The organism is Stenotrophomonas sp. SORGH_AS_0321, from assembly GCF_031453215.1.
Taxonomy (GTDB): Bacteria; Pseudomonadota; Gammaproteobacteria; order Xanthomonadales; family Xanthomonadaceae; genus Stenotrophomonas; species Stenotrophomonas chelatiphaga.
In genome coordinates, this window is record NZ_JAVIZG010000001.1 from 618,324 (window position 1) to 643,808 (window position 25,485).

The 25,485-nt window shown below is 65.5% G+C and carries 19 protein-coding genes; 5 read left to right on the forward strand and 14 right to left on the reverse strand.

Annotated features, from left to right (window positions below):
- Window positions 1-87 precede the first annotated feature (87 nt).
- Window positions 88-471 (reverse strand): GtrA family protein, encoded by a 384-nt coding sequence (locus QE373_RS02620; protein ID WP_309683320.1) that lies wholly within the window; start codon window positions 469-471, stop codon window positions 88-90.
- 82 nt (window positions 472-553) lie between these two features.
- Here QE373_RS02620 and glmU point away from each other — a divergent pair, with 82 nt between their 5' ends.
- Window positions 554-1,921, forward strand: coding sequence for a bifunctional UDP-N-acetylglucosamine diphosphorylase/glucosamine-1-phosphate N-acetyltransferase GlmU (glmU, locus tag QE373_RS02625; protein ID WP_309683323.1), 1,368 nt, complete (start codon window positions 554-556; stop codon window positions 1,919-1,921).
- Window positions 1,922-1,966: 45 nt separating this feature from the next.
- Here the strand turns inward: glmU and QE373_RS02630 are convergent, their stop codons facing one another.
- From QE373_RS02630 to QE373_RS02655, 6 genes are all read right to left on the reverse strand, one after another.
- Window positions 1,967-3,313, reverse strand: a complete 1,347-nt coding sequence (locus tag QE373_RS02630) for an ATP-binding protein (RefSeq protein WP_309683326.1) — start codon at window positions 3,311-3,313, stop codon at window positions 1,967-1,969.
- A complete protein-coding gene (locus tag QE373_RS02635; protein WP_309683330.1) occupies window positions 3,310-4,653 on the reverse strand; it encodes a sigma-54 dependent transcriptional regulator in 1,344 nt (447 codons plus the stop codon). The genes QE373_RS02630 and QE373_RS02635 overlap by 4 nt, the downstream gene beginning before the upstream one ends.
- Before the next feature lie 111 nt (window positions 4,654-4,764).
- On the reverse strand, window positions 4,765-5,979 hold the full coding sequence (locus tag QE373_RS02640) for an FtsX-like permease family protein (protein WP_309683334.1): 1,215 nt from the start codon (window positions 5,977-5,979) through the stop codon (window positions 4,765-4,767).
- A 21-nt stretch (window positions 5,980-6,000) separates the two neighbouring features.
- Window positions 6,001-7,305, reverse strand: a complete 1,305-nt coding sequence (locus tag QE373_RS02645; RefSeq protein ID WP_309683337.1) for an ABC transporter permease — start codon at window positions 7,303-7,305, stop codon at window positions 6,001-6,003.
- Between the two features lie 8 nt (window positions 7,306-7,313).
- Complete coding sequence (locus QE373_RS02650; protein ID WP_057508082.1) at window positions 7,314-8,030, reverse strand: ABC transporter ATP-binding protein; 717 nt, start codon at window positions 8,028-8,030, stop codon at window positions 7,314-7,316.
- 30 nt (window positions 8,031-8,060) lie between these two features.
- Window positions 8,061-9,338 (reverse strand): efflux RND transporter periplasmic adaptor subunit, encoded by a 1,278-nt coding sequence (locus tag QE373_RS02655; RefSeq protein ID WP_057508081.1) that lies wholly within the window; start codon window positions 9,336-9,338, stop codon window positions 8,061-8,063.
- A 204-nt stretch (window positions 9,339-9,542) separates the two neighbouring features.
- On the opposite strand from QE373_RS02655, the gene glmS reads away from it, so the two are divergent.
- Complete coding sequence (gene glmS / locus QE373_RS02660) at window positions 9,543-11,381, forward strand: glutamine--fructose-6-phosphate transaminase (isomerizing) (RefSeq protein WP_309683341.1); 1,839 nt, start codon at window positions 9,543-9,545, stop codon at window positions 11,379-11,381.
- Window positions 11,382-11,665: 284 nt separating this feature from the next.
- Here glmS and QE373_RS02665 read toward each other — a convergent pair whose 3' ends face one another.
- Both QE373_RS02665 and QE373_RS02670 read right to left on the reverse strand, forming a co-directional pair.
- Window positions 11,666-12,886, reverse strand: a complete 1,221-nt coding sequence (locus QE373_RS02665) for an ISL3 family transposase (protein WP_309683344.1) — start codon at window positions 12,884-12,886, stop codon at window positions 11,666-11,668.
- Between the two features lie 719 nt (window positions 12,887-13,605).
- The gene (locus tag QE373_RS02670; protein WP_309683350.1) at window positions 13,606-14,727 is read right to left on the reverse strand and encodes an NADH:flavin oxidoreductase/NADH oxidase; all 1,122 of its coding nucleotides are present in this window, start codon (window positions 14,725-14,727) and stop codon (window positions 13,606-13,608) included.
- 492 nt (window positions 14,728-15,219) lie between these two features.
- On the opposite strand from QE373_RS02670, the gene QE373_RS02675 reads away from it, so the two are divergent.
- Entirely contained in the window at window positions 15,220-15,651 is a 432-nt protein-coding gene (locus tag QE373_RS02675) for a CBS domain-containing protein (RefSeq protein ID WP_057508875.1), read from the forward strand.
- A 69-nt stretch (window positions 15,652-15,720) separates the two neighbouring features.
- Here the strand turns inward: QE373_RS02675 and QE373_RS02680 are convergent, their stop codons facing one another.
- Together QE373_RS02680 and gloA are read right to left on the reverse strand one after the other, a co-directional pair.
- The gene (locus tag QE373_RS02680; protein ID WP_309683356.1) at window positions 15,721-16,149 is read right to left on the reverse strand and encodes a VOC family protein; all 429 of its coding nucleotides are present in this window, start codon (window positions 16,147-16,149) and stop codon (window positions 15,721-15,723) included.
- A gap of 96 nt (window positions 16,150-16,245) precedes the next feature.
- Entirely contained in the window at window positions 16,246-16,764 is a 519-nt protein-coding gene (gloA, locus tag QE373_RS02685; protein WP_309683359.1) for a lactoylglutathione lyase, read from the reverse strand.
- Window positions 16,765-16,887: 123 nt separating this feature from the next.
- Here gloA and QE373_RS02690 point away from each other — a divergent pair, with 123 nt between their 5' ends.
- Together QE373_RS02690 and QE373_RS02695 are read left to right on the forward strand one after the other, a co-directional pair.
- On the forward strand, window positions 16,888-17,997 hold the full coding sequence (locus QE373_RS02690; RefSeq protein WP_309683362.1) for a PLP-dependent cysteine synthase family protein: 1,110 nt from the start codon (window positions 16,888-16,890) through the stop codon (window positions 17,995-17,997).
- 78 nt (window positions 17,998-18,075) lie between these two features.
- On the forward strand, window positions 18,076-20,109 hold the full coding sequence (locus QE373_RS02695) for a M3 family metallopeptidase (protein ID WP_309683365.1): 2,034 nt from the start codon (window positions 18,076-18,078) through the stop codon (window positions 20,107-20,109).
- A gap of 12 nt (window positions 20,110-20,121) precedes the next feature.
- Here the strand turns inward: QE373_RS02695 and QE373_RS02700 are convergent, their stop codons facing one another.
- The 3 genes from QE373_RS02700 to QE373_RS02710 form a co-directional block, all read right to left on the reverse strand.
- Window positions 20,122-20,925 carry an SDR family oxidoreductase gene (locus QE373_RS02700; RefSeq protein ID WP_309683367.1) on the reverse strand — a complete coding sequence of 268 codons (804 nt, stop codon included), beginning with the start codon at window positions 20,923-20,925 and terminating at the stop codon, window positions 20,122-20,124.
- Entirely contained in the window at window positions 20,922-21,503 is a 582-nt protein-coding gene (locus tag QE373_RS02705; protein ID WP_309683370.1) for a DUF1415 domain-containing protein, read from the reverse strand. The genes QE373_RS02700 and QE373_RS02705 overlap by 4 nt, the downstream gene beginning before the upstream one ends.
- Before the next feature lie 150 nt (window positions 21,504-21,653).
- Entirely contained in the window at window positions 21,654-25,415 is a 3,762-nt protein-coding gene (locus QE373_RS02710) for a hypothetical protein (protein WP_309683372.1), read from the reverse strand.
- Window positions 25,416-25,485: the final 70 nt, after the last annotated feature.

Sequence of the window (25,485 nt, forward strand, 5' to 3'; positions counted from 1 at the left end):
CGAGCCATGCCCGGCGGCATCGTTCAGGCCACGGCCCGCTGTGCTCGCCGAGCATGGCACGGCGCTACCGATGTGCTGCGCGATGGGTCAGCGGAACACCAGGCGCCGCATCAGCAGGAACGACAGCCCGGCCAGCCCGCCTTCCACCAGCGGCTTGGCCAACCATGCGTACTTCAGCCCCAACGCCTGATCGGCAGCAGCGACCAGCACCGTACTCAACGCGGTGAATACGGCCCACACTGCGATGAAACGGCCAAAGCGCTTCCATCCCAGCCGTTGCCTGCCGGCATCGGCAAAGGTGTAGCGCCCGTTGAGCCAGAAACCCAACAGCATCCCGCAGGCGCGTGCGATCAGGTTGCCCGGTACCACCGGCACGCCCAACGCGGTCACGGCGACGAACACGCACCAGTCCAGCAGCAGCTGGAGCAGGCCGACGACGAGGTAGGAGCCACCTTGGCGGAGCAGGGTCATGGACGGTAGATGCAGGATGCGTGAGTCATGTTAACGGCGGCCGTTCTAGAATGTCGCGAAACCATCGCGGACCCTTTTTCCCATGACCCAAGCCCTGCACGTCATCATCCTCGCCGCCGGCGCCGGCAAGCGCATGAAGTCCGTATTGCCGAAGGTGCTGCAGCCGGTGGCGGGACAACCCATGCTGGCCCATGTGATCGCCACCGCACGCGAGCTGAAGCCGGATGCGATCCACATTGTGTACGGCCATGGCGGTGATGCCGTGCGCGCGCATTTTTCCAGCCAGCCCGATCTGCTGTGGGCCGAGCAGTCGCAGCAGCTGGGCACCGGCCATGCCGTGGCGCAGGCGATGCCGGAGGTGCCGGACGCCACGCAGGTGCTGGTGTTGTACGGCGACGTGCCGTTGATCCGCGCGCAGACCCTGCGCGAGCTGCTGGACCAGCCGGGCCGACTGGCGGTGCTGGCGGCGGAGATGGACGACCCGACCGGTTACGGGCGCATCGTGCGCGATGCCGAAGGCAAGGTCGGCTCGATCGTGGAGCAGAAGGATGCCAGCGAGGAACAACGCCGCATCCGCACCATCAACACCGGCATCATCACCGCCGAGTCCACCGCGCTGCGGCGCTGGCTCTCGCAGCTGTCCAATGCCAATGCGCAGGGCGAGTACTATCTGACCGATGTGTTCGCCTTCGCCGCCAACGAATACACTGCAGCGGAGATGAGCCTGGTCGCCGATCCGCAGGATGCCGAGGGCGCCAACGATCCGTGGCAGCTGGCGCAGCTCGAACGTGCCTGGCAGCAGCGCGCGGTGCGTGCACTGTGCGTGCAGGGCGCGCGCGTGCTGGACCCTGCCCGGGTTGATATCCGCGGCGAGGTGATCGTCGGCCGTGACGTGCAGATCGACGTCAACGTGATCCTGGAAGGCCGCGTGGAACTCGGCGACGGGGTCAGCATTGGTCCGTTCACCCGGCTCAAGGATGTCACCCTGGGACCGGGCACCACCGTGCTGGCGCACTGCGACGTGGAAGGCGTGGTGACCGAAGGCGCGGCGCAGATCGGGCCGTTCGCACGGCTGCGCCCGGGTACCGTGCTGGCCGATGGCGTGCACGTGGGCAACTTCGTGGAAACCAAGAAGATCCGCATGGGCGTGGGCAGCAAGGCCAACCACCTGAGCTACCTGGGTGATGCGGTCATCGGCAGCAAGGTCAACATCGGCGCCGGCACCATCACCTGCAACTACGACGGGGTGAACAAGTCGCAGACCACGATCGGCGACAACGCTTTCATCGGTTCCAACAGTTCGCTGGTGGCACCGGTGCTGGTGGGCGAGGGCGCGACCATCGCCGCCGGATCGGTGATCACCCGCACCGCGCCGGATGGCCAGCTGACCGTGGCGCGCAGCCGCCAGCAGGTGATCGAAGGCTGGCAGCGCCCGCAGAAGAAGTCCTGACGTGCCCGGCCCCCGGTAACGCCGAGGCATGCCCGACGTCGCCGATCAGTTCTGCGGCAACAGCAACGACACGCACAGCCCGCCTTCGGTGCGGTTCTGCAGCGCGATGCGACCGCCGTGCGCTTCCACGATCTCGCGGGTGAGCGCCAGCCCCAGGCCGGTGCCGTTGCGCTTGGTCGAATAGAACGGAGTCAGGGCATTCTGCAGCACCGCTTCGTTCATGCCCTTGCCGCGATCCAGTACATCCAGCCGCAGCCACTGCGGCAGGCGCGTGACCTTGACCCGCACATCGTCATTGGGCGGGTCGGACTCGGCGCAGGCTTCTTGTGCGTTCTTGACCAGGTTCAACAACGCCTGGCCAAGCTGGGCGATGTCCACCCGGCTGTGCAGGTCTTCATCCAGCGCGTCCATCTGGAACGGAATCTGCTGCTGCAGGCTGGCCAGGAACGGGGCCCAGTGCACGGTCTGCAACTGCGGCTGCGGCAACTTGGCGAACCGCGCATAGCCCCGGATGAAGCCCTCCAGATGGCGTGCGCGGTCTTCGATGGTGGAGAAGATCTCCGGCAGGCGGTCGAAGCGCTCGCGCTTGACCAGTTCACCGCCGGAGTGCGCCAGGGACGCAATGGGAGCCAATGAATTATTGAGCTCGTGGCTGATGACGCGGATGACTTTTTTCCAGGTCTGTACTTCCTGCCGGCGCAGTTCGGCGGTGAGCAGGCGGATCAGCAGCAGGTCGTGCGGCCGTCCATTGAGATGGAAGGCGCGCCGCGAAAGATGATAGATCTGCTCATCTTCCTCGTCCTCGCTGTCCTCTTCGCGCACGGCGAACAGGCTGTCGCCGCCACGCGAAATGGCGTCGCGCAGGGCGATCGGCATCTGTTCCAGCAGTTCGGCCAGGCGCTGGCCTTCCAGCTTGAACCCACCGTGCAGCAGCTTGCGCGCGGCCAGGTTGGAGAACACCACGCGCTGCAGCCCATCGCCGCCGGCGGCGAGCAGCAGCATCGCCACCGGCGTGTTCTGCACCATGGTGTCCAGCAGCAGTTCGCGCTGCACCAGCGCTTGCCGCTGCTCCCGCAGCACGTCGCCCAGTTCGCGGTGCGCGTCCACCAGGTGCCCCAGTTCATCGCGCGCCGGCCAGTGCACGCTGAAGTTGAACTCGCCGTCCTTGTAGCTGCTGACCACGCCGGACAGGGCGCGCATCAGCGAACGCACCGGTGCGATGGCGCGGTTCAGGCTGAACCACATCAACGCCAGCAGCACGATGCCCGACAGGATCGCCACGCCCCAGCCGTGGTCCATCCAGTACGCCAGCAGCCACGGGAGTGCGGCCGCCAGGGCCAGCACCGGCAGCAGGCGCAGGAACAGCTGGAAAGTGAAGGAGCGCTGCCTCATTCGCGTGGAATGCCGAAGCGGTCCATGCGCCGATACAGGGCCTGCCGGCTCAGCCCGAGTTCGGCGGCGGCCTGGGCAATGATGCCGTGGTTGCTGGCCAGCGCGGTTTCGATGCGCTGGCGGTCGGGGTCGACCGTCGTGCCGGTGCCACGCGGGCCGGCCGGTGCGCGCGGCAGGTTGAGGTCGGCCACGTCGATGCGGTTGCCGATGGCCAGCAGCTCGGCGCGCTGGATCACGTTGCGCAGTTCGCGCACGTTGCCCGGCCACGGGTGGCGCTGCAATGCCGTGCTGGCTGCTGCGGACAGCGGCTTGTCGCCTGCCAGGAAATGTTCGGCCAGCGGCACGATATCGCCGGGCCGCTCGGCCAGCGGCGGCAGCGTCAGTTCGACCGTGTTGAGCCGGTAATACAGGTCCTCGCGGAAGCTGCCGTCGCGGATCATCGCGCCCAGATCGGCATTGGTGGCACTGACCACGCGTACCTTGACCTGGCGTTCGCGGTTGGAGCCGAGCCGTTCGAAGCGGCCGGTTTCCAGCACGCGCAGCAGCTTCATCTGGCCGCCCAGCGGCAGGTTGCCGATCTCGTCCAGGAACAGCGTGCCGCCGTCGGCGGCTTCGAACTTGCCCTCGCGTGCCTTGTTGGCGCCGGTGTAGGCACCGGCCTCGGCACCGAACAGTTCCGCTTCGATCAGCTCGGCCGGCAGCGCGCCGCAGTTGACCGTCACGAACGGGCCCTTGGCCACCGCCGAGTTGGCCTGGATGATCTGGGCGATCTTTTCCTTGCCGGCGCCGTTGGGACCGGTGATCAGCACCGGCAGCGTCGACCGCGCGACCTGGCAGGCCAGCGCGATCACCCGTTCGCTGGCCGGATCGGCGAATACCGCACCGCACAGGTCGTAGCGCTGTTCCAAGTCGCTGCGCTGGCGCTGCTCGCGCTGTCGGCGGCGATCCAGTTCACTGCGCGCTTCGGACAGTTCCAGCAGGTTGTTGACCGTGGTCAGCAGCTTGCGGTCGTCCCAGGGCTTGGGCAGGTAATCGGCCGCGCCGGCCTTCACCAGTTCCACCGCCGTGCCGAGGTGGGTCCACGCGGTCAGCAGGATTACCGGCAGGTCCGGGTGTGCCTCACGGATGCGGGCGAACAGTGCTTCACCTTCTTCGCCGGAGGTGGTGTCCTCGGTGAAGTTCATGTCCTGGATGACCAGGTCCACGGGATGTTCGCGCAGCAGGGCCAGGCCCTGTTCCGGCGACGTCGCCTGCAGGGTGTCGATGTCGTGCAGCGAGAACAGCACGTCCAGCGCGGTGGCCACGCTGGTGTTGTCGTCGATGATCAGGATCGCGGGCATGCGGCAGCTTCTGTTGGCGCCGAGCCGTGCTCGGCGGAACATGGGCGCCGGGCAGGGCACGGCGCCATGGACATCATGGGAGCAGGATATACAAGCCGCGGCGGATACGCCTCAGCTGCCGCGGGTGGCCACCGCCGGCGGCACCGCCGCGGCGCGCCGGGCCGGGCCGAATACCGCCACCTGGCCCAGCAGCCACAGCAGCACCGCGCCCACCGGCAGGTAGACCAGCGGCATGCGCGGCAGCTCGTAGGTATTCATCAGCGCCAGGTTGATCGCGTAGGCGGCCAGCATGCCCAGCACGATGCCGACCGTGGCCAGCAGGAAGTTCTCGGTCTGGAAGTAGCGCAGGATCTGCCCCCGCGTGGCCCCCAGGGCGCGGCGGATGCCGATCTGCTTGCTGCGCTGCTGCACCCAGAAGCTGGCCAGCCCGACGATGCCCAGTGCGGTCACCACCAGCAGGGCCACGCACACGGTGATCAGCAGGCCGACCATCGCCCGGTCGTTCTTGAAGTAGCTGTCACGCTGCTCTTCGTAGGTGAGTTTCTCGCGCACCAGCCGGTTGGGATCGTTGCGTTCCAGTGCGGCCAGCGCAGCGGCCAGCACCTCCTGGCGGCGCTGCGGATCGGTACGCAGCAGGTACGGGCCTTCGGTGAAGTCGGTCCGCATCGGCAGCAGCAACGACATGTCGGTGTTGTCATCCCAGCCGGTGGGCGTGGCCAGGTAGTCCACGATGCCGACCACGTGCACCGGCTGGTTGCCGATGTAGACCGTCTTGCCGACCGCGGACTGACCCGGGAACAGGCGGTTGGCGGCCGCCTGGCTGAAGATGCCTGAAATCGCCTTGGTGCTGGGGAATTCCTTCATCGCTGCTTCGCGGTCGACGAATTCGCCCGGCTGGAAGTCACGTCCCGCCACCAGGTTCAGGCCGAGCGTGGACAGGGCATTTTCGTTGACGTTGTACATGGTTGAATGGATGGTCGGCTTCTCCTGCTCCGGCGTCAGCGAGATGCCGCTGTTGGAGGAGCTGGTGCGGAACGGCAGCTGGCTGGCGCGGGTCACGCTGGTGACGCCGGGGATCGCACGCAGCGAGGCGATGTCTTCGCGGGTGCGTGCCATGGCATCGGTCTGCTTGCCGATGCCGCTGACCCGCACGACCACCAGTTCCTTTTCGGCCAGGCCGCTGGGCTGGCTGATCTTTTCGATGCGCTGGCTGACCAGGAACAGCGCGTTGCAGACGATGGCGCAGGTCAGCGCGACTTCAAGCACGATCAGCGAGGCGGCGGTCTTGTGCCGGCGCAGGGTGCTGAGGATGGGGCGGATGTCCATGATGATTCCTCGTTGACGTGCTTACTGCGACTTGAGCTGGATGGCCGGGGTGACCTGCATCGCGCGCCACGCCGGCAGCATGCCGGCGGCCAGGCTCGCGAACAGGGTCAGGCCGAGGGCGAGCAGCAGCATGCTGCCGTCCAAGTGGGCCAGCTTTGCGTACTCCACCGGCTGCTGGCGCACGGCGTACAGGCCGATCAACGCCAGCCCGATGCCCAGCACGCCGCCGGCCACGCCGACCGCGCCGGCTTCCACCACGCACTGCAGGAAGATCTGGCCTCGGCTGGCGCCGAGTGCACGGCGCACGCCGATCTCACCGCTGCGGCGCAGGAACTTGGCCAGCAGCAGGCCGACCGTGTTGATCAGGCACACCACCAGGAAGCCCAGTGCCAGCCAGACCTGCAGGCGCACGTCGCTGGGCACGGCCTTCTTGTAGTCCAGCCACTCCATCACTGTCGACAGGCGGGTGTTGGCCGGGCGCTGGAAGCGTCCCGCCGCGCGCTGCTGGTCGGAGTAGTTGACCAGGTACTGGCGGTAGTCATCGGCCTTGGCCGGGTCCAGTTCAACCCAGAACTGCAGCCACGTGCAGGGTGCGTTGAGGTCCGAACTGGAGCCGGTGGGCGCGGTATCCCCGAAACAGTTCATGTTGCCGGTGCTGCCCAGCTTGAGGTCGACCGACGTGGAGAACGGCAGCAGCACGTCTTCTTCCTGGCCGTAGGCACTGAACGACAGGTCGAAGAAGCGCGGTTCGGGCTGCCATGCCTTCAGCACGCCGACAACGCGCAGTGAATGCCCACTGATGGTCAGGTTGCGGCCGACACTGTTGGCCCCGTTGAACAGCTTGTCATTGAGCGCCTTGGACAACACCACGACACGACTGCGGCCCTCGTCGTCGGCGGCGGTCCACGGGTTTCCGTACTGGAACGGCACCTCGAACATCGGGAAGAAGTCGGCTGAGGTATAGCGCGAATCCACCGAGAACGGCTTCAGCGTGCTGCCGTCGGGCACGATGGTGGCGCCGCCGGCGGTCATCACCGCCTGGTGCTGTCCGCGCTTTTCGCGCAGCAGCGCTTCGGCATCGAAGCGGGTCATCTGCTCTTCGGGCTCTTCGCCGGGGACGTAGCCCGACTTCGGGCGCGGATCCAGCTGCACGTAGAACAGCCGATCGCTCTTGCCCGGGATCGGATCGCCGGACAGCACGTGGAAGACGGTCAGGGTGGTCATCGAAGCGCCGATGCCCAGCGCGATGGCCACCACCATCAACGCGGTCAGCACCTTGTTGCGGCGGAAGCTGCGCAGGGCGAGGCGGACGTAGTAGGCGAACATGGCGGGCCTCACTCGTTGACGGCGGCAATGCGCCGCGCGGTGGCCAGCACCGGCTCGCGCAGCAGGTCGGTGACCTGGCCGTCGACGATGTGCACGTTGCGCTGCGCACGGGCGGCCAGTTCGGGATCGTGGGTGACCATCACGATGGTGGTGCCGGCAGCGTTGATCTCCTCCAGCAGCTCCATCACCCCGCGCGCCATCGTGCTGTCCAGGTTGCCGGTCGGCTCATCGGCCAGCAGCAGGCGCGGGCTGCCGGCCAGTGCACGGGCGATGGCGGCACGCTGCTGCTGGCCACCCGACAACTCGCTGGGATAGTGCTTCATGCGCGAACCCAGGCCGACCTGGCTCAGCGCCTTCTCGATGCGCTCGCGCCGCTCGGCCGCAGACATGCCGCGGTAGCGCAGCGGTACGTCGACGTTGTCGAACAGATTGAGATCGGGGATCAGGTTGAAGCCCTGGAAGATGAAGCCGATCTTCTGGTTGCGCAGGCGGCTGCGCGCATCGTCGCCCAGCGTGCTCACATCCTGGCCATCGAGCAGGTAGGTGCCGCTGGTGAAGGTCTCCAGCAGGCCGGCGATATTGAGGAAGGTGGTCTTGCCCGAGCCGGACGGACCGGTCACGGCGACGAACTCGCCTTCGTTGACCAGCAGGTCCAGCGAACGCAGGGCATGGGTTTCGACCTGTTCGGTGCGGAACACTTTGGCGACAGCGCGCATCTCAAGCATGGTTCTCTCCAGATTCGGTAAGGGGGGATGTCAGTTGATGGAAACGCGCTCGGCGTCCTTGAACAGGTCGCTGCCGGCGACCACGATGCGATCTCCCGGCTGCACGCCGGACAGGATCTCCACTTCGCCCAGGCTGCTCACGCCCAGCTGCACGGGGCGGCGCACGGCAGTGTTGCCGTCCATGACGTAGGCATTGCCGGTGCCCTGTTCGACGAACGGGCCACGCTCGACCTTCAGCACGTCCTTGCGCGTATCCAGCAGCACGCGCACGGACATGCGCTGGCTCTGGCGCAGACCGGCCGGCTGCTTGTCGGCGAAGCGCACGCGGGCAGTGACCTCGCCGTTGACCACCTCCGGCGACACCGCGCTGATCTCGCCGGCGAACGGCTGGCCGCTGCCGCTGGTCAGCTGCGCGGGCATGCCGATCGCCAGGTCGCGGGCAAAGCTTTCCGGCACCTTGATCTCGATTTCGAAGTTGGACAGGTCGACCACGCCCAGCACCGGCGCATTGGCGACCAGGTTGGTGTGCTGCACGGCCTGCACCTGGCCGACCTGGCCGTCGAACGGGGCGCGCAGGGTCAGCGCGTCCACCTGGCGCTTGACTTCGGCCACCACCGCACGCTGGCGGTCGGCCAGCAGGCGCTTGTTGCGCGCATCCAGGTCCGCACCCTGGCCCTGCAGGCGGGTGTCGGCCTGGGCGTTCACCAGGTTGATGTCGGCCTTCTTCAACGCGTCCTGCGCGCGTGCCAGGTCGATCTGCGGCACCGCGCCGCCATCGAAACCGCGCTGGTAGCGCTGCAGGTCGCGTTCGGCGGCCACTTTCTCGATGCCGGCCTGGTCGGTGTCCTTGCGCGACTTGGCGCGGGTCAGGGTGGCATCCAGCGCGGCACGGCTGGATTCGGCTTCCAGCCCGGCCAGGGTGGCCTCTTCCTGGGCCAGCTTGCTGCGCAGTTCCGGGCTGTCGATCAGCGCCAGCTCCTGGCCCTTCTTGACCACGTCACCGGCCACCACCTTCAGGGTCACGGTGCCGGCGGAGATCGCATACAGCACCGGGCTGTTGGCCGCGATCACCCGGCCGTCGGCGGCGATGTCGCGCACCAGGTCGCCGCGCTCCACCTGCGCGATGCGCACCCGGCTGCTGTCGAACGAGCGGCTGGCGTTGAGCCAGCCATGCACGGCGAAGGCAATGCCGGCCAGCACCAGCAGCGCGGCGAGCGCGGGCCAGCGGTAGCGGCGCCAAGTGCTGGCGGCCGAACCGGGCGTGGACGTGGAAACGATCTGGTCCTGGGCGGAAGTGTCGCGGATCATCGAAGGGCCTGGGTGGTCGGACTGCCGGTAATGAAGCAGGGAGCGTGCCAACTTCCCCTTCCTTTACGATCAAGCAGTTGCATCGTCCGCACGGGTGTCCGACTGTCCGCGGACACCCGTGCGGACACTTTCGTTAAGCGGCCAGACGGCCCGGGCGGACACTCACGCTAGAATGGCGACATCAACACCAAGGAATGCGGGTCTATGTGCGGAATCGTGGGTGCGATCGCTGATCGCGATGTGGTGCCGGTGCTCATCGAAGGCCTGAAGCGGCTGGAATACCGGGGCTACGATTCGTCGGGCATCGCGGTGCTGGAACAGGGCGCGCAGGCGGGCATCCGCCGCGTACGTCGTACCGGCCGCGTCTCGGAGATGGCCAGCGCCGCCGATGCCGAAGGCTTCAACAGCGTGCTCGGCATCGGGCACACCCGCTGGGCGACCCATGGCGGGGTCACCGAAGCCAACGCCCACCCGCACATCAGCGCCGGCGTGGCGCTGGTGCACAACGGCATCATCGAAAACCACGAAGAACAGCGCGAGAAACTGCGTGCGCTCGGCTACGTGTTCGAATCGCAGACCGATACCGAAGTCATCGCGCACCTGATGCACCATCACCTGAAGGGCGGCGACAGCCTGCTGTCGGCCTTGCAGCGCACGGTCAAGGAACTGACCGGCGCCTACGCATTGGCAGTGATGAGTCGTGCCGAGCCGGATCATTTCGTCTGCGCACGCATGGGCTGCCCGTTGCTGGTCGGCCTGGGCGACGGCGAGAACTTCGTCGCCTCGGACGTCTCGGCGATCATTTCCTCCACGCGCCGGGTGATCTTCCTGGAAGAGGGCGATACCGCCGACGTGCGCCGCGATGGCGTACAGGTGTACGACGCGCACGACCAGCTGATCGATCGCGGCGTGCACCTGTCCGATGTCTCGCTGGCCTCGTTGGAACTCGGCCCGTACCGCCATTTCATGCAGAAGGAAGTGCACGAGCAGCCGCGTGCGCTGGGCGATACCATCGAAGCGGCGATCGACGCCGGCGGCTTCCCGGCCGAACTGTTCGGCAGGAACGCCGAGGCGGTGCTGTCGGGCATCACCGGGGTGCAGATCCTGGCCTGTGGCACCAGCTATTACGCCGGCATGACCGCGCGTTACTGGATCGAATCGATCGCCGGCCTGCCGTGCAACGTGGAGATCGCCAGCGAATACCGCTACCGCGCGGCGTACGCCGATCCGAAGCACCTGGTGGTCACCCTTTCCCAGTCCGGCGAAACGCTGGATACGATGGAGGCGCTCAAGTACGCCAAGTCACTGGGACACCTGCATACGCTTTCCATCTGCAACGTGCCGGAAAGCGCGATCCCGCGTGCCAGCGAACTGGTCTGCTACACCCGCGCCGGCGCCGAAATCGGCGTGGCCTCGACCAAGGCGTTCACGACCCAGCTGGCGGCGCTGTTCCAGCTGACCGTGGTGCTGGGCAAGCTGCATGGCCGGGTCGATGCCACCCGGGAAGCGGACTACCTGGAGCAGCTGCGCTTCCTGCCGGGCAGCGTGCAGCACGCGCTGAACATGGAACCGCAGATCGCCGCATGGGCCGAGCGCTTCGCTCGCAAGAGCAGCGCGCTGTTCCTGGGCCGTGGCCTGCATTACCCGATCGCGTTGGAAGGCGCGCTCAAGCTGAAGGAAATCACCTATATCCACGCCGAGGCCTACCCGGCCGGCGAGCTCAAGCACGGCCCGCTGGCGCTGGTAGACGAGGACATGCCGGTGGTGGTGATCGCGCCCAACGACAGCCTGCTGGAGAAGGTGAAATCCAACATGCAGGAAGTACGCGCGCGGGGCGGAGAGCTGTTCGTGTTCGCCGACCAGGACAGCAACTTCGTCGAATCCGAAGGCGTGCACGTGATCCGCACCCCGCGCCACGCTGGCGTGCTGAGCCCGATCGTGCACACCATTCCGGTGCAGCTGCTGGCGTACCACACCGCCTTGGCACGCGGCACCGACGTGGACAAGCCGCGCAACCTGGCCAAGAGCGTAACGGTCGAGTAACTCCCCCCCCGGAAAAGGGAACGGGGGCCGGGTCCTCGCGAGTGGCTTTGGGGCTGAAGCTGGGGGCTGGGTCGGGCGGTGGGGCTGGTCGGGGGACGGCAAGAGCCGCTCCTGCGGGCCTCGTTTCGCGCCATCCATGGCGCTCAACGCCCCCGCCCAGCCTCCCCGCCCGACCCCTGACAGTTCCGTGGCCGCCACACGCGCAATGAAGATAAAAAAGCAAAGGCAGGGGTCAGAGTCCTTTCGCTGCGCGAAAGGACTCTGACCCCGTTTTTTTCGGTTCTTCACCCAACTCCGGGGAAGGCCGCCCGGATCTTCAGGAAGAAATACGCGTCGTCTCGGTATCCGTAGGCGACGCGCTTGATGACCTTGATCTTGTTATTGATGCCTTCCACCAGGTTCGTCCCGAGCGGCCATCGGCAGTGGGCCAGGATGCCCGGGAGATATGGTTGCAGACGGCGGACAAAGATGCGCAGCGGCTCCAGCCCGCTTCGCAGGGCGCGATGCTTCCATGACCGCCAGGCCTTCTCCGCCCAGCTCTGGCTTCGGTAGCGCCACAGCTGCTTCAGGTCGTCTTTGAGCAGATACGTGGTCAGCAGGGCTTTGTTGGCGGCCAGCAGCTCCTCGAGTTGGACGCGCTGCTCGGCTGGGACGTTTTGCCTATTGCGCAGCAGGAGCCAGCGCGAGGTCTTCACCACCCGTCGCGCGGGCTTGTCGGTGCGTAGGCGATTGGCCTCGTCAACCCGCACCCGATCAATGACTTCGCGCCCGTACTTGGCCACGACATGGAAGAGGTCGTAGACCACCTCGGCGTTGGGGCATTGGGCTTTCACTTCCAGGTCGAATGCCGAATTCATGTCCATGGCGACCGCTTGGATGCGTTCGCAGCCGTCCCTTCCGAGTAACTCGAAGAAGGGGCGCACGTCAGCGCGACTGCGTCCTCGACCGACCCAAAGCACGCGCTTGCGTGATGGCTCGACCACCACGGTGGCGTAGCGATGGCCCTTCTGGATCGCAAACTCGTCCATCGCGATCACTCTTACGTCCGATAGGTCCACCGGCCCCAGCGTCTGCACCAGATGCCTGAAATCAAGTGCCTTGACCGTCTTCCAGTCCAAGCCATGCCACTTTGCGGTGGCATGGATCGAGGTCGTGGCACACATGCGTGCCACGCTCTGCGCAAGCCGTTGCGTTACCCGGGCATGCCGCTCCAACCAATCCAGATGCTCCAGCTTTGGCCCGCAGCGAGGACAGGCCAGTCGCTGTCGCTGGATCTCCAACTCGACCGGCGCATCGAACACAGGCAGGTCACGAACCCGCCGGAGCGTCTGGTCGTGGACGGCCACGACCCACTTGTCGCATCCGCTGCAGCGTCGGCGGCGGCGTGAATCGGGCACCAGCGAAAGCACCAGCCACGTGGCTGCGCCACGTGCCTCGCGGCGCCACCCATCCAGGCGATACCCCGCCCAGCCTCCCAGCAACGGCATACAATCCAGCTTGGCCACGGCCGGCCTCGGTTTGTTGTCTCGACAACTACAAATCTAGCTGGTCGGCCGTGCGCCTTCTCCCCTCAGATGGGAGAAGAACCTTTTTTTCCACCCCTTCCAACCCCCGCCGGGTCCATGGCCACCATGGACCTGTCGAAGGTGGGGCGGGGTGGCTGTGCAGGACCGTCTTTTCGCATGGATGCGAAAAGCGAGCCTGCATAACCTGGCCAAGAGCGTAACGGTCTAGTACCCCCCGGAAAAAAGGGGACGGGGGGCGGGTCCTCGCGAGTGGCTTTGGGGCTGAAGCTGGGGGCTGGGTCGGGCGGTGGGGCTGGTCGGGGGACGGCAAGAGCCGCTGCTGCGGGCCTCGTTTCGCGCCATCCATGGCGCTCAACGCCCCCGCCAGCCCCACCGCCCGACCCCTGACAGGTTCCGGGCGCCGCCACCCGCGCAATTGAAGATAAAAAAGCAAAGGCAGGGGTCAGAGTCCTTTCGCTGCGCGAAAGGACTCTGACCCCGTTTTTTTCCACCCCTTCCAACCCCCGCCGGGTCCATGGCCACAATGGACCTGTCGAAGGTGGGGCGGGGTGGCTGTGCAGGACCGTCTTTTCGCATGGATGAGAAAAGCGAGCCTAAACGGACGTACTTGCCGCGTGTCCTGCACAGCCACCCCGCCCCGCCAACAAGCGGCGTGCAGCTTTTGCCGTTGACGTTGACGTTGACGTCAAGCCTCCTGCTTACTGCGCCGAAGCGCGCCCCGGCCCGCGATAGCGCGCCAGCCAGTGCGCGTACGGCGCGGGCAGGGTGGCCCAGGCCGGGTTGTCGACCCCCAGTTCCTGCGCCAGCTGGTACGGGTAATGCGGATTGGCCAGGTGCGCGCGGCCGATCATCACCAGGTCGCTCTGCTGCTCCTGCACGATGGTTTCGGCGGCTTCAGCGCCATCCACGCACCAGCCCACCGCCACGGGGATCCCGGCTTCGTTGCGGACGCGTTGGGCAATCGGTGCCAGGAAGGACGGTGTGCCCCACGGCACCACACCGGTGGGAATGACGAAGTTGATGCTGACGTTGAGCAGGTCCAGCCCCCGTTCGCGCATCTGGCGGACCAGCTCGATGGATTCGGACAGGGTTTCTTCGTCGCGCCCGTCGTATTCAATGACGCCCATGCGCGCGGTCAATGGCAGCTCGGCCGGCCACACCGCGCGTACCGCGGCAACCGTTTCGAGCAGGAAGCGGGCGCGGTTGTCGAAGCTGCCACCGTAAGCGTCATCGCGCCGGTTGCTGTAGGCAGAGAAGAAGCTCTGCGCCAGGTAGCCATGCGCGAAATGCAGTTCCAGCCATTTGAAGCCGGCATCACGCGCGCGTTCGGCGGCTGCGACGAAGTCAGCCTGCACGCGCTTGATGTCGTCGATGGTCATCTCCTGGGGCAGCTTGGACAGACCGCCACCGAAGGCAATGGCCGACGGTGCCAGGGTCGGCCAGCCACGCGCATCGTCTTCGGCGATATGGTCATCGCCTTCCCACGGCAGGTTGGCACTGGCCTTGCGCCCGGCGTGTCCGATCTGGATGCCCGGTACGGCGCCGGTCTCGGCGATGGCGGCGGCGATCGGGGCAAGTGCGTCAGCCTGCGCCTGGTTCCACAGGCCAAGGCAGCCGGGGGTGATGCGGCCTTCCGATGAAACACCGGTGGCCTCCACGATGACCAGCCCGGCGCCGCCGCGGGCCAGTCCGGTGTAGTGCGCCAGGTGCCACGCGTTGGGCACGCCATCTACGGCGCTGTACTGGCACATCGGCGGCACCGCGATGCGGTTGCGCAGGGTCACGCCTTTCAGCTGGAACGGGGAAAACAGGTGGGACATGGGGACATCCAGGGAGGAGGGGGAGCGCGGCGCGCGGCGCCGTGCACTGCCCTAACCATGGGGGACGGGACAGGCCGAATCCACCATGCTGCGGCAGGACGCTGCATGTCATGGGTGTAAAGACGAAGCATGCGCTCCGAACGCGTCATCACAGGCGTCGGCGCTGCAACTGGGACAGAACCCCGGCGTTCTGTCCGCATCTCGGCAGTGGGCGACGCATCTTGAGCGCGCCGCGTGGTCTGCGTTCAGCAGCGGTTTCTACGCCAGTGCCATTCTCTGGATCGTTGGCTGGTTCCACGATGTGCTGTGCCGTCGATGCGGGTAGTGAGCGATGGTCGTGGTGATGGAATCGAGCCTGCCGGGGCGGCGTCGAGCAGTTTCACCTGCCCCGTCCGCGCTTTACCAGACGTGCGCTGGAAGATCTGTTCCCGGGGAGGGGGCGCATCGGCAGAGCACATTTTTCGAAACAGTGACCTGCAACAGGAAACAAGAATGAACGTCCGCGAGCTGCTGCAATCCAAGAAAGAAGCTGTCATCACCATCGACGTGGAAGACACGATCGGTGCTGCCGCGCACAAGATGAGCGCGAACAAGATCGCCGCCCTGGTGGTGATGAAGGACGGTGCCCCGGTCGGCATCATTTCCGAAAAGGACATCGTCCGCAGCCTCGCCGATGACGGTCCGCAGGCCGGCCGTCGGGTGATTTCCAGCGTGCCGTCGACGGGCCTGGACGGCATCGCGCCGGAGGCGACGCTCAAGCAGGCGATGTCCCTGATGACCTATTCGCGACGCCGCCACCTGATGGTGACCGAAGGCGCGACGCTGGTCGGCATCCTCAGCCTGGGCGATATCGTCAAGAACCTGCTGGGTGAGCTGGAGCTGGAAAAGGCGGTGCTGCAGGACATCTACCTGGCCGCGCACTGAGCCGTCGGCACATCGCGACATCGGAAGCCGGGCAGTGCCCGGCTTCCTCGTTTCAGGGCATCGCGGACGTCAGAACGTGACCTTCACCGATCCGGCGCTGTAGGTGGCCTCGCCGTGGTACACCACTTCGATGTTGTTGCCATCGGGGTCGAGCACGAACGCGGCGTAGTACCCCGGGTGGTAGGGGCGTTCGCCGGGCGCGCCGTTGTCCTTGCCGCCTGCGGCCAGCGCGGCGCTGTGGAACGCATCCACGGTGGCGCGGCTGCGTGACTGGAAGGCGAGGTGGTGGCGGCCGGTCAGCGTGCCGGCGGCGGCCTCGCTGTCCGCGCTGGAAATGAACAGCTCGTCGGCCCAGAAGTACGTGTCGCCTTCGCCGGCGATCGGGATGCCGATCGTGTCGAACACCGCCTGGTAGAAGCGCCGGCTGGCGGCAAGATCCCGCACGATCAGCTGGATGTGGTCGATCAATCGCCCGCGATGCAGCTCGTTGGTTTCCATGCGCACGCTCCAGAAAAGGGGACGGAGGACATTAAGTCGCTTGCGGCCCGATTGTGCCAGAAACGACTTAATGTCCTCCGTCCCCTTTTTTGGGGGTCAGGCGTTGGAAATGATCTCGACCCAGTAGCCGTCCGGGTCCTTGATGAAGGCCAGGTGCTTCATGCGTCCGTCTTCCAGGCGCTTCTGGTAGGGCACCTGCAGGTCATCGAAGCGCTTGCAGGCGGACTGGATGTCCGGCACCGACACGCAGATGTGGCCGAAGCCGCGCGGGTCGCTGTTGCCGTCGTGGTACACCGCGCCGTCCTGCGCTTCGGTGCCATGGTTGTGGGTCAGTTCCAGCACACCCGGGATGCCGGCCATCCACAGGCGGCGCTCGGCATCGGATTCAGGCACGACCGTGCCGGCCGGCAGCAGCGCCAGGAAGTACAGGCTGAACTGGGCTTCGGCGAAGTCGCGCTTGTCGATCAGCCGGTAGCCCAGCACGCGGGTGTAGAAGTCCAGCGACGCGGTCGCGTCCTTCACCCGCAGCATGGTGTGGTTGAAGACGAAGCCGGCGGTCTCGGCCGGCGGCTGGGCGGCGACGCCGGGGACGGTCTGCAGGTCGGCAAGGGACATGGGGGGCTCCTATCGGGTCGGGCGGGAAACGGCGTAAACGCCCATTCTACCGACCGGCGAATGACGACGGTCCGGCGTAGAATGCGTGCACCGCACCGTTCCACCACGGACAACGATTCCGCCATGTCGCAGCGTGAATGGGTGGCTGCCGCCATCCGCAAGATCGAGGCCGATTTCAACCGTTCGGCTGATACCCACCTGATTCCGATGGACCTGCCCGGGTTCGACGGCATCGAGGTGTATTTCAAGGACGAGTCCAGCCATCCCACCGGCAGCCTGAAGCACCGCCTGGCGCGCTCGCTGTTCCTGTACGCGCTGGCCAACGGCTGGCTGCGCGCCGGACGCCCGGTGATCGAGGCCTCCAGTGGCTCGACCGCGGTCTCCGAAGCGTATTTCGCGCGCCTGCTCGGCCTGCCGTTCATCGCGGTGATGCCGGCCAGCACCTCGCCGGAAAAAATCGCCGCGATCGAATTCCATGGCGGCCGCTGCCACCTCGTGCAGAGTGCCTGCGGCCTGAATGCTGCCTCCGAACAGCTGGCACGCGAGACCGGCGGCCACTTCATGGACCAGTTCACCTTCGCCGAGCGCGCCACCGACTGGCGCGCCAACAACAACATCGCCGAATCCATCTTCAAGCAGATGGCCGAAGAGCCGCATCCCATTCCGGAATGGATCGTCTGCAGCCCGGGCACCGGCGGTACGGCGGCCACGCTGGGGCGCTACGTCAGCTACCGCCGGCATGACACGCGCATCCTCTGCGCGGATCCGGAAGTCTCCGTGTTCTATGACGGTTACCGTGCCGCGCTGGCCGGTGAGCCGTGGCGCCACCTGACCTGTGAAGGCGGGTCGCGGGTGGAAGGCATCGGCCGTCCGCGGGTGGAACCCAGCTTCATCCCGACCAGCGTGGATGCCATGGTGAAGGTGCCCGATGCCCTGGCGCTGGCCGCCATGCGCCAGGTCAGCCGCCGCCTGGGGCGGCGCGTCGGCGGATCCACCGGCACCAATTTCATCGGCGTGCTGCAGGCCGCGCAGTGGATGCGTACGGCAGGGCGCGGCGGCAGCATCGTCACCATCCTGTGTGACAGCGGCGAGCGCTACGCGCACAGCTATTACGATCCTTCCTGGTATGAACGGATGGGGATCGACGTGGCCGCTGCGGATGCGGCGCTGGCGGCGGTATTGGCCGGTGGCGCGTTGCCCGGCCTGCCGACCAGCAGCCTGGAAACGATCTGATCCCCCTTGCCATCGCAACGGCGCGGCGCCATATCCAGCACCATGCCACGCTGCGTGGCACCCGCTACTGGAGTTTCCATGACCGCCACCAACCCGTTGCTTGATTTTTCCGGCCTGCCGCGTTTTTCCGAGATCCGGCCTGAACACATCGGACCGGCGCTGGACGTGCTGCTGGCCGACGCGGAAGCCGCCGTCGCCGCCGCCGAACAGGTGCAGCCGGTGACGTGGGAATCGTTCGTGGTGCCGCTGGACGATGCCACCGAGCGCCTGTGGCGCGCATGGGGCCAGGTCGGCCACCTGCAGGCGGTGATGAACACCCCGGCGCTGCGCGAGGCCTACAACCAGAACCTGCCACGGGTCACCAACTTCGGCAGCGCACTGGGCCAGAACCTCGCGCTGTTCCAGCAATACCAGGCGCTGGCCTCCTCGGTGGAGGCGGCCGGCCTGGATGCGCCTAGGCGCAAGGTGCTGGACAACACCTTGAGGGATTTCCGCCTGGGCGGCGCGCAGCTGGATGGCGCCGACAAAGCGCGCTTCACGGCGATCAAGGCCGAGCTTTCCGCACTGGCGGCCCGGTTTTCGCAGAACGTGCTGGACGCCACCGATGCGTGGTCGTTGCTGATCGACGATGAAACGCGCCTGGCCGGCCTGCCGCAGGATGTCCGCGCTGCCGCGCGCGCTGCTGCTGAAAAGGAGGGCACGCCGGGTTGGAAGCTGACCCTGCAGATGCCGTGCTACCTGCCGGTACAGACCTATGCCGAAGATCGCAGCCTGCGCGAGACCCTGTACCGCGCCAGTGCGCAGCGCGCTTCGGAATTCGGTGAGGCGGCGCTGGACAACAGCGCCCACATCGACCGCATCCTTGCCTTGCGCGCGGAGCTGGCGCAGTTGCTGGGTTTCGCTTCCTACGCCGAGTATTCCATCGCCACCAAGATGGCGCAGGATCCGGCCGAAGTGCTGGCGTTCCTGCGTGATCTCGCTGCGCGCGCCAAGCCCTTTGCCAGCAAGGATCGCACAGAACTGGAGCAGTTCGCCCACGACGTCCTGGGGCTGGACAGCCTGCAGGCCTGGGATCTGACCTTTGCCGCGGACAAGCTGAAACAGGCGCGCTACAGCTATTCCGAACAGGAAGTGAAACAGTATTTCACCGAGCCCAAGGTGCTGGGTGGGTTGTTCGCCGTGATCGAGCAGTTGTACGGATTGCGGGTGCAGCCGGACAGCGCACCGGTGTGGCACGACGATGTCCGCTTCTTCCGGGTGGTGGATGCCCGGGATGCACTGGTCGGCCAGTTCTACCTTGACCTGTACGCACGTGAAGGCAAGCGCGGCGGTGCCTGGATGGACGATTGCCGCAACCGCCGCGTGCAGGCCGATGGCAGCGTCCAGACGCCGCTGGTCTACCTGGTATGCAACTTCGGCCGCGGTGCCGAGGGCGCGCCCGCTACGTTCAGCCACAACGAAGTGACCACGTTGTTCCACGAAATGGGCCATGGCCTGCACCAGCTGCTGACCCGCATCGGCGAACTGGGCGTGGCCGGCATCAACGGCGTGGAATGGGATGCGGTGGAGTTGCCGAGCCAGTTCATGGAGAACTTCTGCTGGGAATGGAGCCACCTGCAGGGCATGACCGCCCACGTGGAAACCGGCGAACCGTTGCCGCGCGCGCTGTATGAAAAAATGCTGGCCGCGCGCAATTTCCACAGTGGCATGGCCACGGTACGACAGCTGGAGTTCGGCTTGTTCGACATGCTGGTCCACAGCCAGTTCGAACCGCAGCAGGACACCGTGCTGGCCTTGCTGGACCGCGTGCGTGCGGACGTGGCGGTCAACCATCCGCCGCAATGGAACCGCTTCCCGCACCAGTTCAGCCACATCTTCGCCGGCGGTTATGCGGCGGGGTATTACAGCTACAAGTGGGCCGAAGTGCTCAGTGCCGATGCCTATGCCGCGTTCGAAGAGGCGCCGGACGCCGTGGCGGCGACCGGCGCGCGTTTCCGCGACGAGATCATTGGCCGCGGTGGCAGCCGCAGTGCTGCGGAGAATTTCCAGGCCTTCCGCGGCCGCGCACCGAGCATCGATGCGCTGCTGCGGCATTCCGGCATGGCCGGCTGACGCGCCTGCGTTTCAGTCGACGTAGATCATCTTGCGGGTCATGCCGCCGTCGACGATGTGGTCCTGGCCGGTGATGAAACCGGCCATGTCCGACAGCAGGTACACCGCCAACGCGCCGATGTCTTCGGGCTGGCCGACCCGGCCCACCGGGTGCTGCGCATGGTCGGCACGCGACAGTGACGGCGTGCGCCGCCGCGTCGGCGCCTGCCATGCGCCCGTGCTGATCCAGCCGGGGCTGATGCTGTTCACGCGCACCGCCGGTCCAGCGCTGAGCGCCAGTGCGTGGGTGAAGGCGAGCAGCCCGCCTTTGGCTGCGGCGTAGGCCTCACTGTGTGGTTCGGACTGCTGCGCGCGTGTCGAAGCAATGTTGAGGATCGCACCGCGCTTGTCGGCACCCAGCGCCGGCAGGGCGTGCTTGCTGCACAGGAAGGCGCCATGCAGGGACGACAGCCTGCGCTGCCACTGCGCCCAATCCATGTCGGCCAGCGCGGTGCCATGCGCATCGGCAATGCCCGCATTGTTGACCAGCCCGTCGATGCGGCCGAAGCGCTTCAGGGCCGCTGCGATGAAGCCGCGCACGCTGGCTTCGGCGGTGATGTCCAGCTTGCGGAAGGCCGCGTCGGCCGGGCGATCCCATTCGGCCAGGCAGGCCTTGCCTGCTGCCACGTCAAGGTCGCCGATCATCACTTGGCCGCCCGCGCCCAGCACGGCCTGCGCGATGCCGCGGCCGATGCCGTTGGCACCGCCGGTCACCAGCACCACCTTGCCCGCCAGGGGCGCGGCGGGCCACGCCGCAACCGCGGGTACGATGCTCATGACAGGTCCTGCCCGCGCAGGCGCCGCCACCAACCTTCCACGCCGATCCGGTCCAGGGTCTGGATGTTGCGCTCCACGATCACGTCCGGGTCCGGAAACGCATCCACCGCGCGTGCCACGCTGTCTTCGCGCAGCAGGTGCAGGATCGGGTAGGGGGCGCGGTTGGTGTAGTTGCTGGCATCGTCCGGCGCAACGCCTTCGAACTGGTACTGCGGGTGGAAGCTGGCCACCTGCAGGATGCCCTGCAGGTCCAGTGCCTCGATGGCGGCGTCGGCGTTGTCGAGGAAGTCGTTGTAGTCCAGGAAGTCGGTCAACACGTCGGGGTGGATGATCAGCGTCGTGTCGATCTCTTCGGCCGGTGCATCGCGCAGCAGCACCAGTTCTTCGGCGAGTTCTTCCACCAGCGCTTCCGGCGTGGTGGCATCGCTGAGCACGTAACGCACCTGCTCCTTCACATAGACCGCCTTGGCGAACGGGCATAGGTTCAAGCCGATGACGATGCGCTCCAGCCACAGGCGGGTAGCGGCGATCGGGTCGTCGGCGGGCTGGCCCTCGGTAGGCACACTGGCATCGGTCATGGCGGGCACGCAAGGCTGGCGGAGAGCGCATTGTAGGCCCGGACAACACCAAGGATCAGGTGAACAAACCTTTCCACATCACCCACCGAGGGGTGATGCTGCGTTGGAGCGCACGCCTCGTCTATTCAGGGGGGGCATGTGTGCGGTTCACTACCACCTCCTTCTGCGGCCCTGGCGTTCAGCTGCCTGCAGCACCGCCACCGCTGCGTTTCTCCGGGCCTGGGCAGTGGATCTGGGTCGCGGTGGCGGTGGCGGTGGCGGTGGCGGCGTGTGAGAGTCAACGCGCCTGTAGGGTCTGCTCAACGTATCGTTGAACTCCCCGGTTTTCATTCTTAACTGCGCCGGGCTGTCCCAGGAGCCGTAAGCAGACCGCACATCCAGCCCGCCATGGCCCAAGCTTCCAAGCAACCGGAAACTGCTGCTGGACCTGTCGAAAACCTCGACCTCACGATTCATGACGCCTGAAACTTTGTAGTGGTATCCAGTACGCCTGTTATCCCGGAAGAGCGCATCGGCTTGGTCAATGGCGAAGGGCCGGCGCGGTCGCGGCGCGGGCCTTGGCTCGATGTTGTGCCCGATGATGGTCAGCGCGCCGGCAGTTGCGATGCAGCAGAAGGTGATGGCTGCCGATATAGGGGGCCAACGCGGGTCCGGAGTCAGCGAGATCATGGACGCGAGGTCCGGGAGCAGGATGATGAGTTCAGAGAGGAAAAGCACGATATCGGCGCCGGAAACCGTGTCGGACCCCTTGAAAGCCCATATCAGCACTCCTGTACGGAATGCCCCAACCACCGTCGCCACCACGTCGGGTATGCCGGGGGGGAGTGCGCGCCGAAAGAGTCGGCAATAGGTCTGAATCCAACCGGCGATCAGCGCCAGGCCATACGCCACATAGTCCCCAAGCGCTGCATCATCAATAGGATTGGCAAGGTACCCCAGTACCCAATCGAGATGGTAGACGCCGCATTCGATCAGGCCAAGGCCAACCGCAAAGTGGGGCTCGACGTTGTCGACTCCAGAGGCGAAGCCGGACACAACCGCAAGAATGATGCGGTTGGCGCCATGTGCAACCCCGAGATTGTAGGCCTCGGTAAGCGCTTGCCCGTCCGGGAAGGGCTCGGAGGCTCTGCCGTGCTGGATCTTCCAGGCAACATTGGTGGCAAACGCCGCCAGCAGCGCGCTGGCGCCGGCAGCCGACAGGGGCATGTCACCAAACACCGCGTGCCACAGCGTTCTCAGCGAGACGGGCAATTCATCCCGCCAATCCTTGAACAGTGCTTCGTTGGCAAAGGCGGTGCCATGCTCGTAGAGGTCGAAAAGGGCGGGCGCTGCCTGGGAAATGGAGGGCGACAGGTTGTCCATCGCGGTCAACCCGGGTTTGAGCAGGTCGTCGGCCCGTGTCGCGTTCAGGGAGGACAACGACTTGGCAGACTCATAGGCGGCCCTCAAGGCAGGTACCTGCTCCTCGGCCAAGGGCCTGCTCACGTCGGAAATGGTCCGTAGGTCAGTCTGTATATCCTGCGGAATCGTGGTGTTGGAACTATAGACCTGCTGGAGTGATGCCCTGCCAATTGCGTACTCGGCCCGGACACGGTGGGCCAAGGCGCCGCTTGGCTTGCCGGTTTCAAGCGTACATTCGCCGACGCTCAGTTCCGTAAGGGAAGCTGAAGCCGTGCCCGGGAGAAAATGACTGATCAGTGCCGGAAAATCCTCCTTCAGCGTGGCGAGCTGGGTCGCCTGGTCCGTCAACCCTTTCTGCATGAGCGCCATCAGTGCCTGCTGGGTGCGCCTGATTTCATCCCAGTTGAAGACCGCACATATCCATCGGACTGCAGTGTCCAGCAGTGGAAGGCCTGGCCACAAAAGCTTGAGTATGCCTTGGGCGAGGTGGCTGAGCTCCTTGCGCGAGATGCTGACTCTGGTGGTGAGCGGACTGCCGCCGAACAGCGAGAGCGAGAGCTCCGCTGTCACGTTTGGGCCCTGCGCCTCGAGCTTGACTTCACGCAGCACCAAGCCCGCAAGCGATGTGCTGGCAAAAAACGAAAACAAGGAGTCCAGATAATCGGAAAGCGCCAGAACGCCGGACGTGTTCAGCTGCTGGTTGAATGCCCGGGCGCTGTCGAAGTGTTGAAAGGCGAAAGCAGTGGCTGGACGGCACTGGAGGACGAAACGGGTGTCATAGGTACTGTCCACGGCAGCGGTGGCCATCTCTTTGATGGACGCCTCGATGGCCGCCATGTCGGTGTCTGATCCGGAAAATACCAAGTTATCTGTTACAGGGTCGCGGATGGTCCGCAATGCACTACCATCGCCATGGACGCGCGGCAGCGGGGTGTGGTTGGTGGGATGCGGGTCTGTCTCCAGCCCCGCCAGGTACCGGAGGTAAGGCGTGGAGGGCTGATGAGTGACGCCTGTCGCGATGGCCTCGTCGACAGCGCCGGGAGGTACTGTGTCGAACTTCAGCGCGACGGAGTCGATCGCCTGGGCGCGATAGCGTAAGCGCAATACACCCGATCTGTCGGCCGAAAGCGGGACGGGACGGTCGCTTGACACCCACCGTGACGTGCTGCCGATATGCAGCAGCACTTCACCACCGCCTACGATGCTCAGGAAGATGGGTGCCGACGGGACCGGGACCTCGGCGGAGAATGCCCGGCAGATGACCTCGTAATAAGGTGCCTGCTCGATTATCGCATCGGTCGGAGGGGCGCCAACCATCGGCAGATCCTCGTGAACCGCGTATCGGCTCCACCGCCCTTGGATGCGTGAGTGATAGTCGAAGATCAGGCTGCTGTCGGAGCGCGTGGCAGTGAAAACGCCATCGTGCGTCAGTCTGGCTACCGCATGCGGTACGCCCAGCGGAAGGGCAGGCATCCTGGTGTCGCTGACATAAGGGGTATCGACGACAAACAGTTCATTCTCGGTGCCGTCCTTGTGTCGTCCTGTGAAAGCGTACGACGAAACCTCAGTATCCCGGTCAATATAGGCCTCGTGGATGAATCCCTGGAAAATCTCGAAGCCGTCGGCAAGCATGCCAGTGGCAACCACAAGCGGATGCATTGAGCTTGCGGTTGGCGTCGATACGATGATCTCGGCATGGGAGCCTGTCGTATTGGTGTTGACCAACACTCCTGTCGGTGCGCCGGGCAGATCGCGGGTCCTGCCATTGGTTACGGTATAGCCTTCATCATTGTACTCAATGATCCAACTCCGCAGCGTAGACGTCCCGTCGGAGGTGGTTACCGCCGCGACGGCAGCCCGATTATGCGCAATCGGCGTCATGGCCCACAACAGCTCTGCATCAGAATTGCTTGGGAAGCCGGGCATCTCGCTATAGTTTATTATAGCGCTTGTTCTGTCGTGTCGTGTTGACCATGTAGAGACCCGTAATGAGTCCTGATTGCGTATGGCGCAGCCAATAACGTTGCCGCTGCGGGTTCCTCCGCTTCTGACGGTGCTGTCGGCGGCGCGGTTCAATACCGCGCCTTCCAAAGTGACCGCGGCATGATCTGCGGAATCCTGCACGTCTGATGCCGCCAGCATAATGTTCAGCAGTGCGACCTCCTGCGAGAGGTCGGGCAACTGGACATGCACTATGGCCGTTGCAACATTAGCGGTTGAATGAGCATCGAGCGATATGACACGTGCCGTGCCGATTTGTAGATCCTTGAAAGGCAAGTGCGTCGCCCAGCCACAGGCTACGCTCTCATGTTGAACGATGAGACGAAGGTGCCTGAGCTCCGCCCCGAAAGTGACCCACGCGAACCCTTTCTTGCCATCAATTGTGAAGGCGTCCATCAGCAGGATGTCAGGGTCATCGCCAGGCCAGACCACGCGGCTGCCGGGGGTGTGGCTGTAGGCCAGCTCGGAACTGATCTCAAGCTCGGTCGGTGGGTTCTGCGCATCATCCACGGCATGCAACCTCGTAAGAAGTGATCAGACGAAACGCACCGCATCTGCGGCTCACATCGCGTCGATCAGA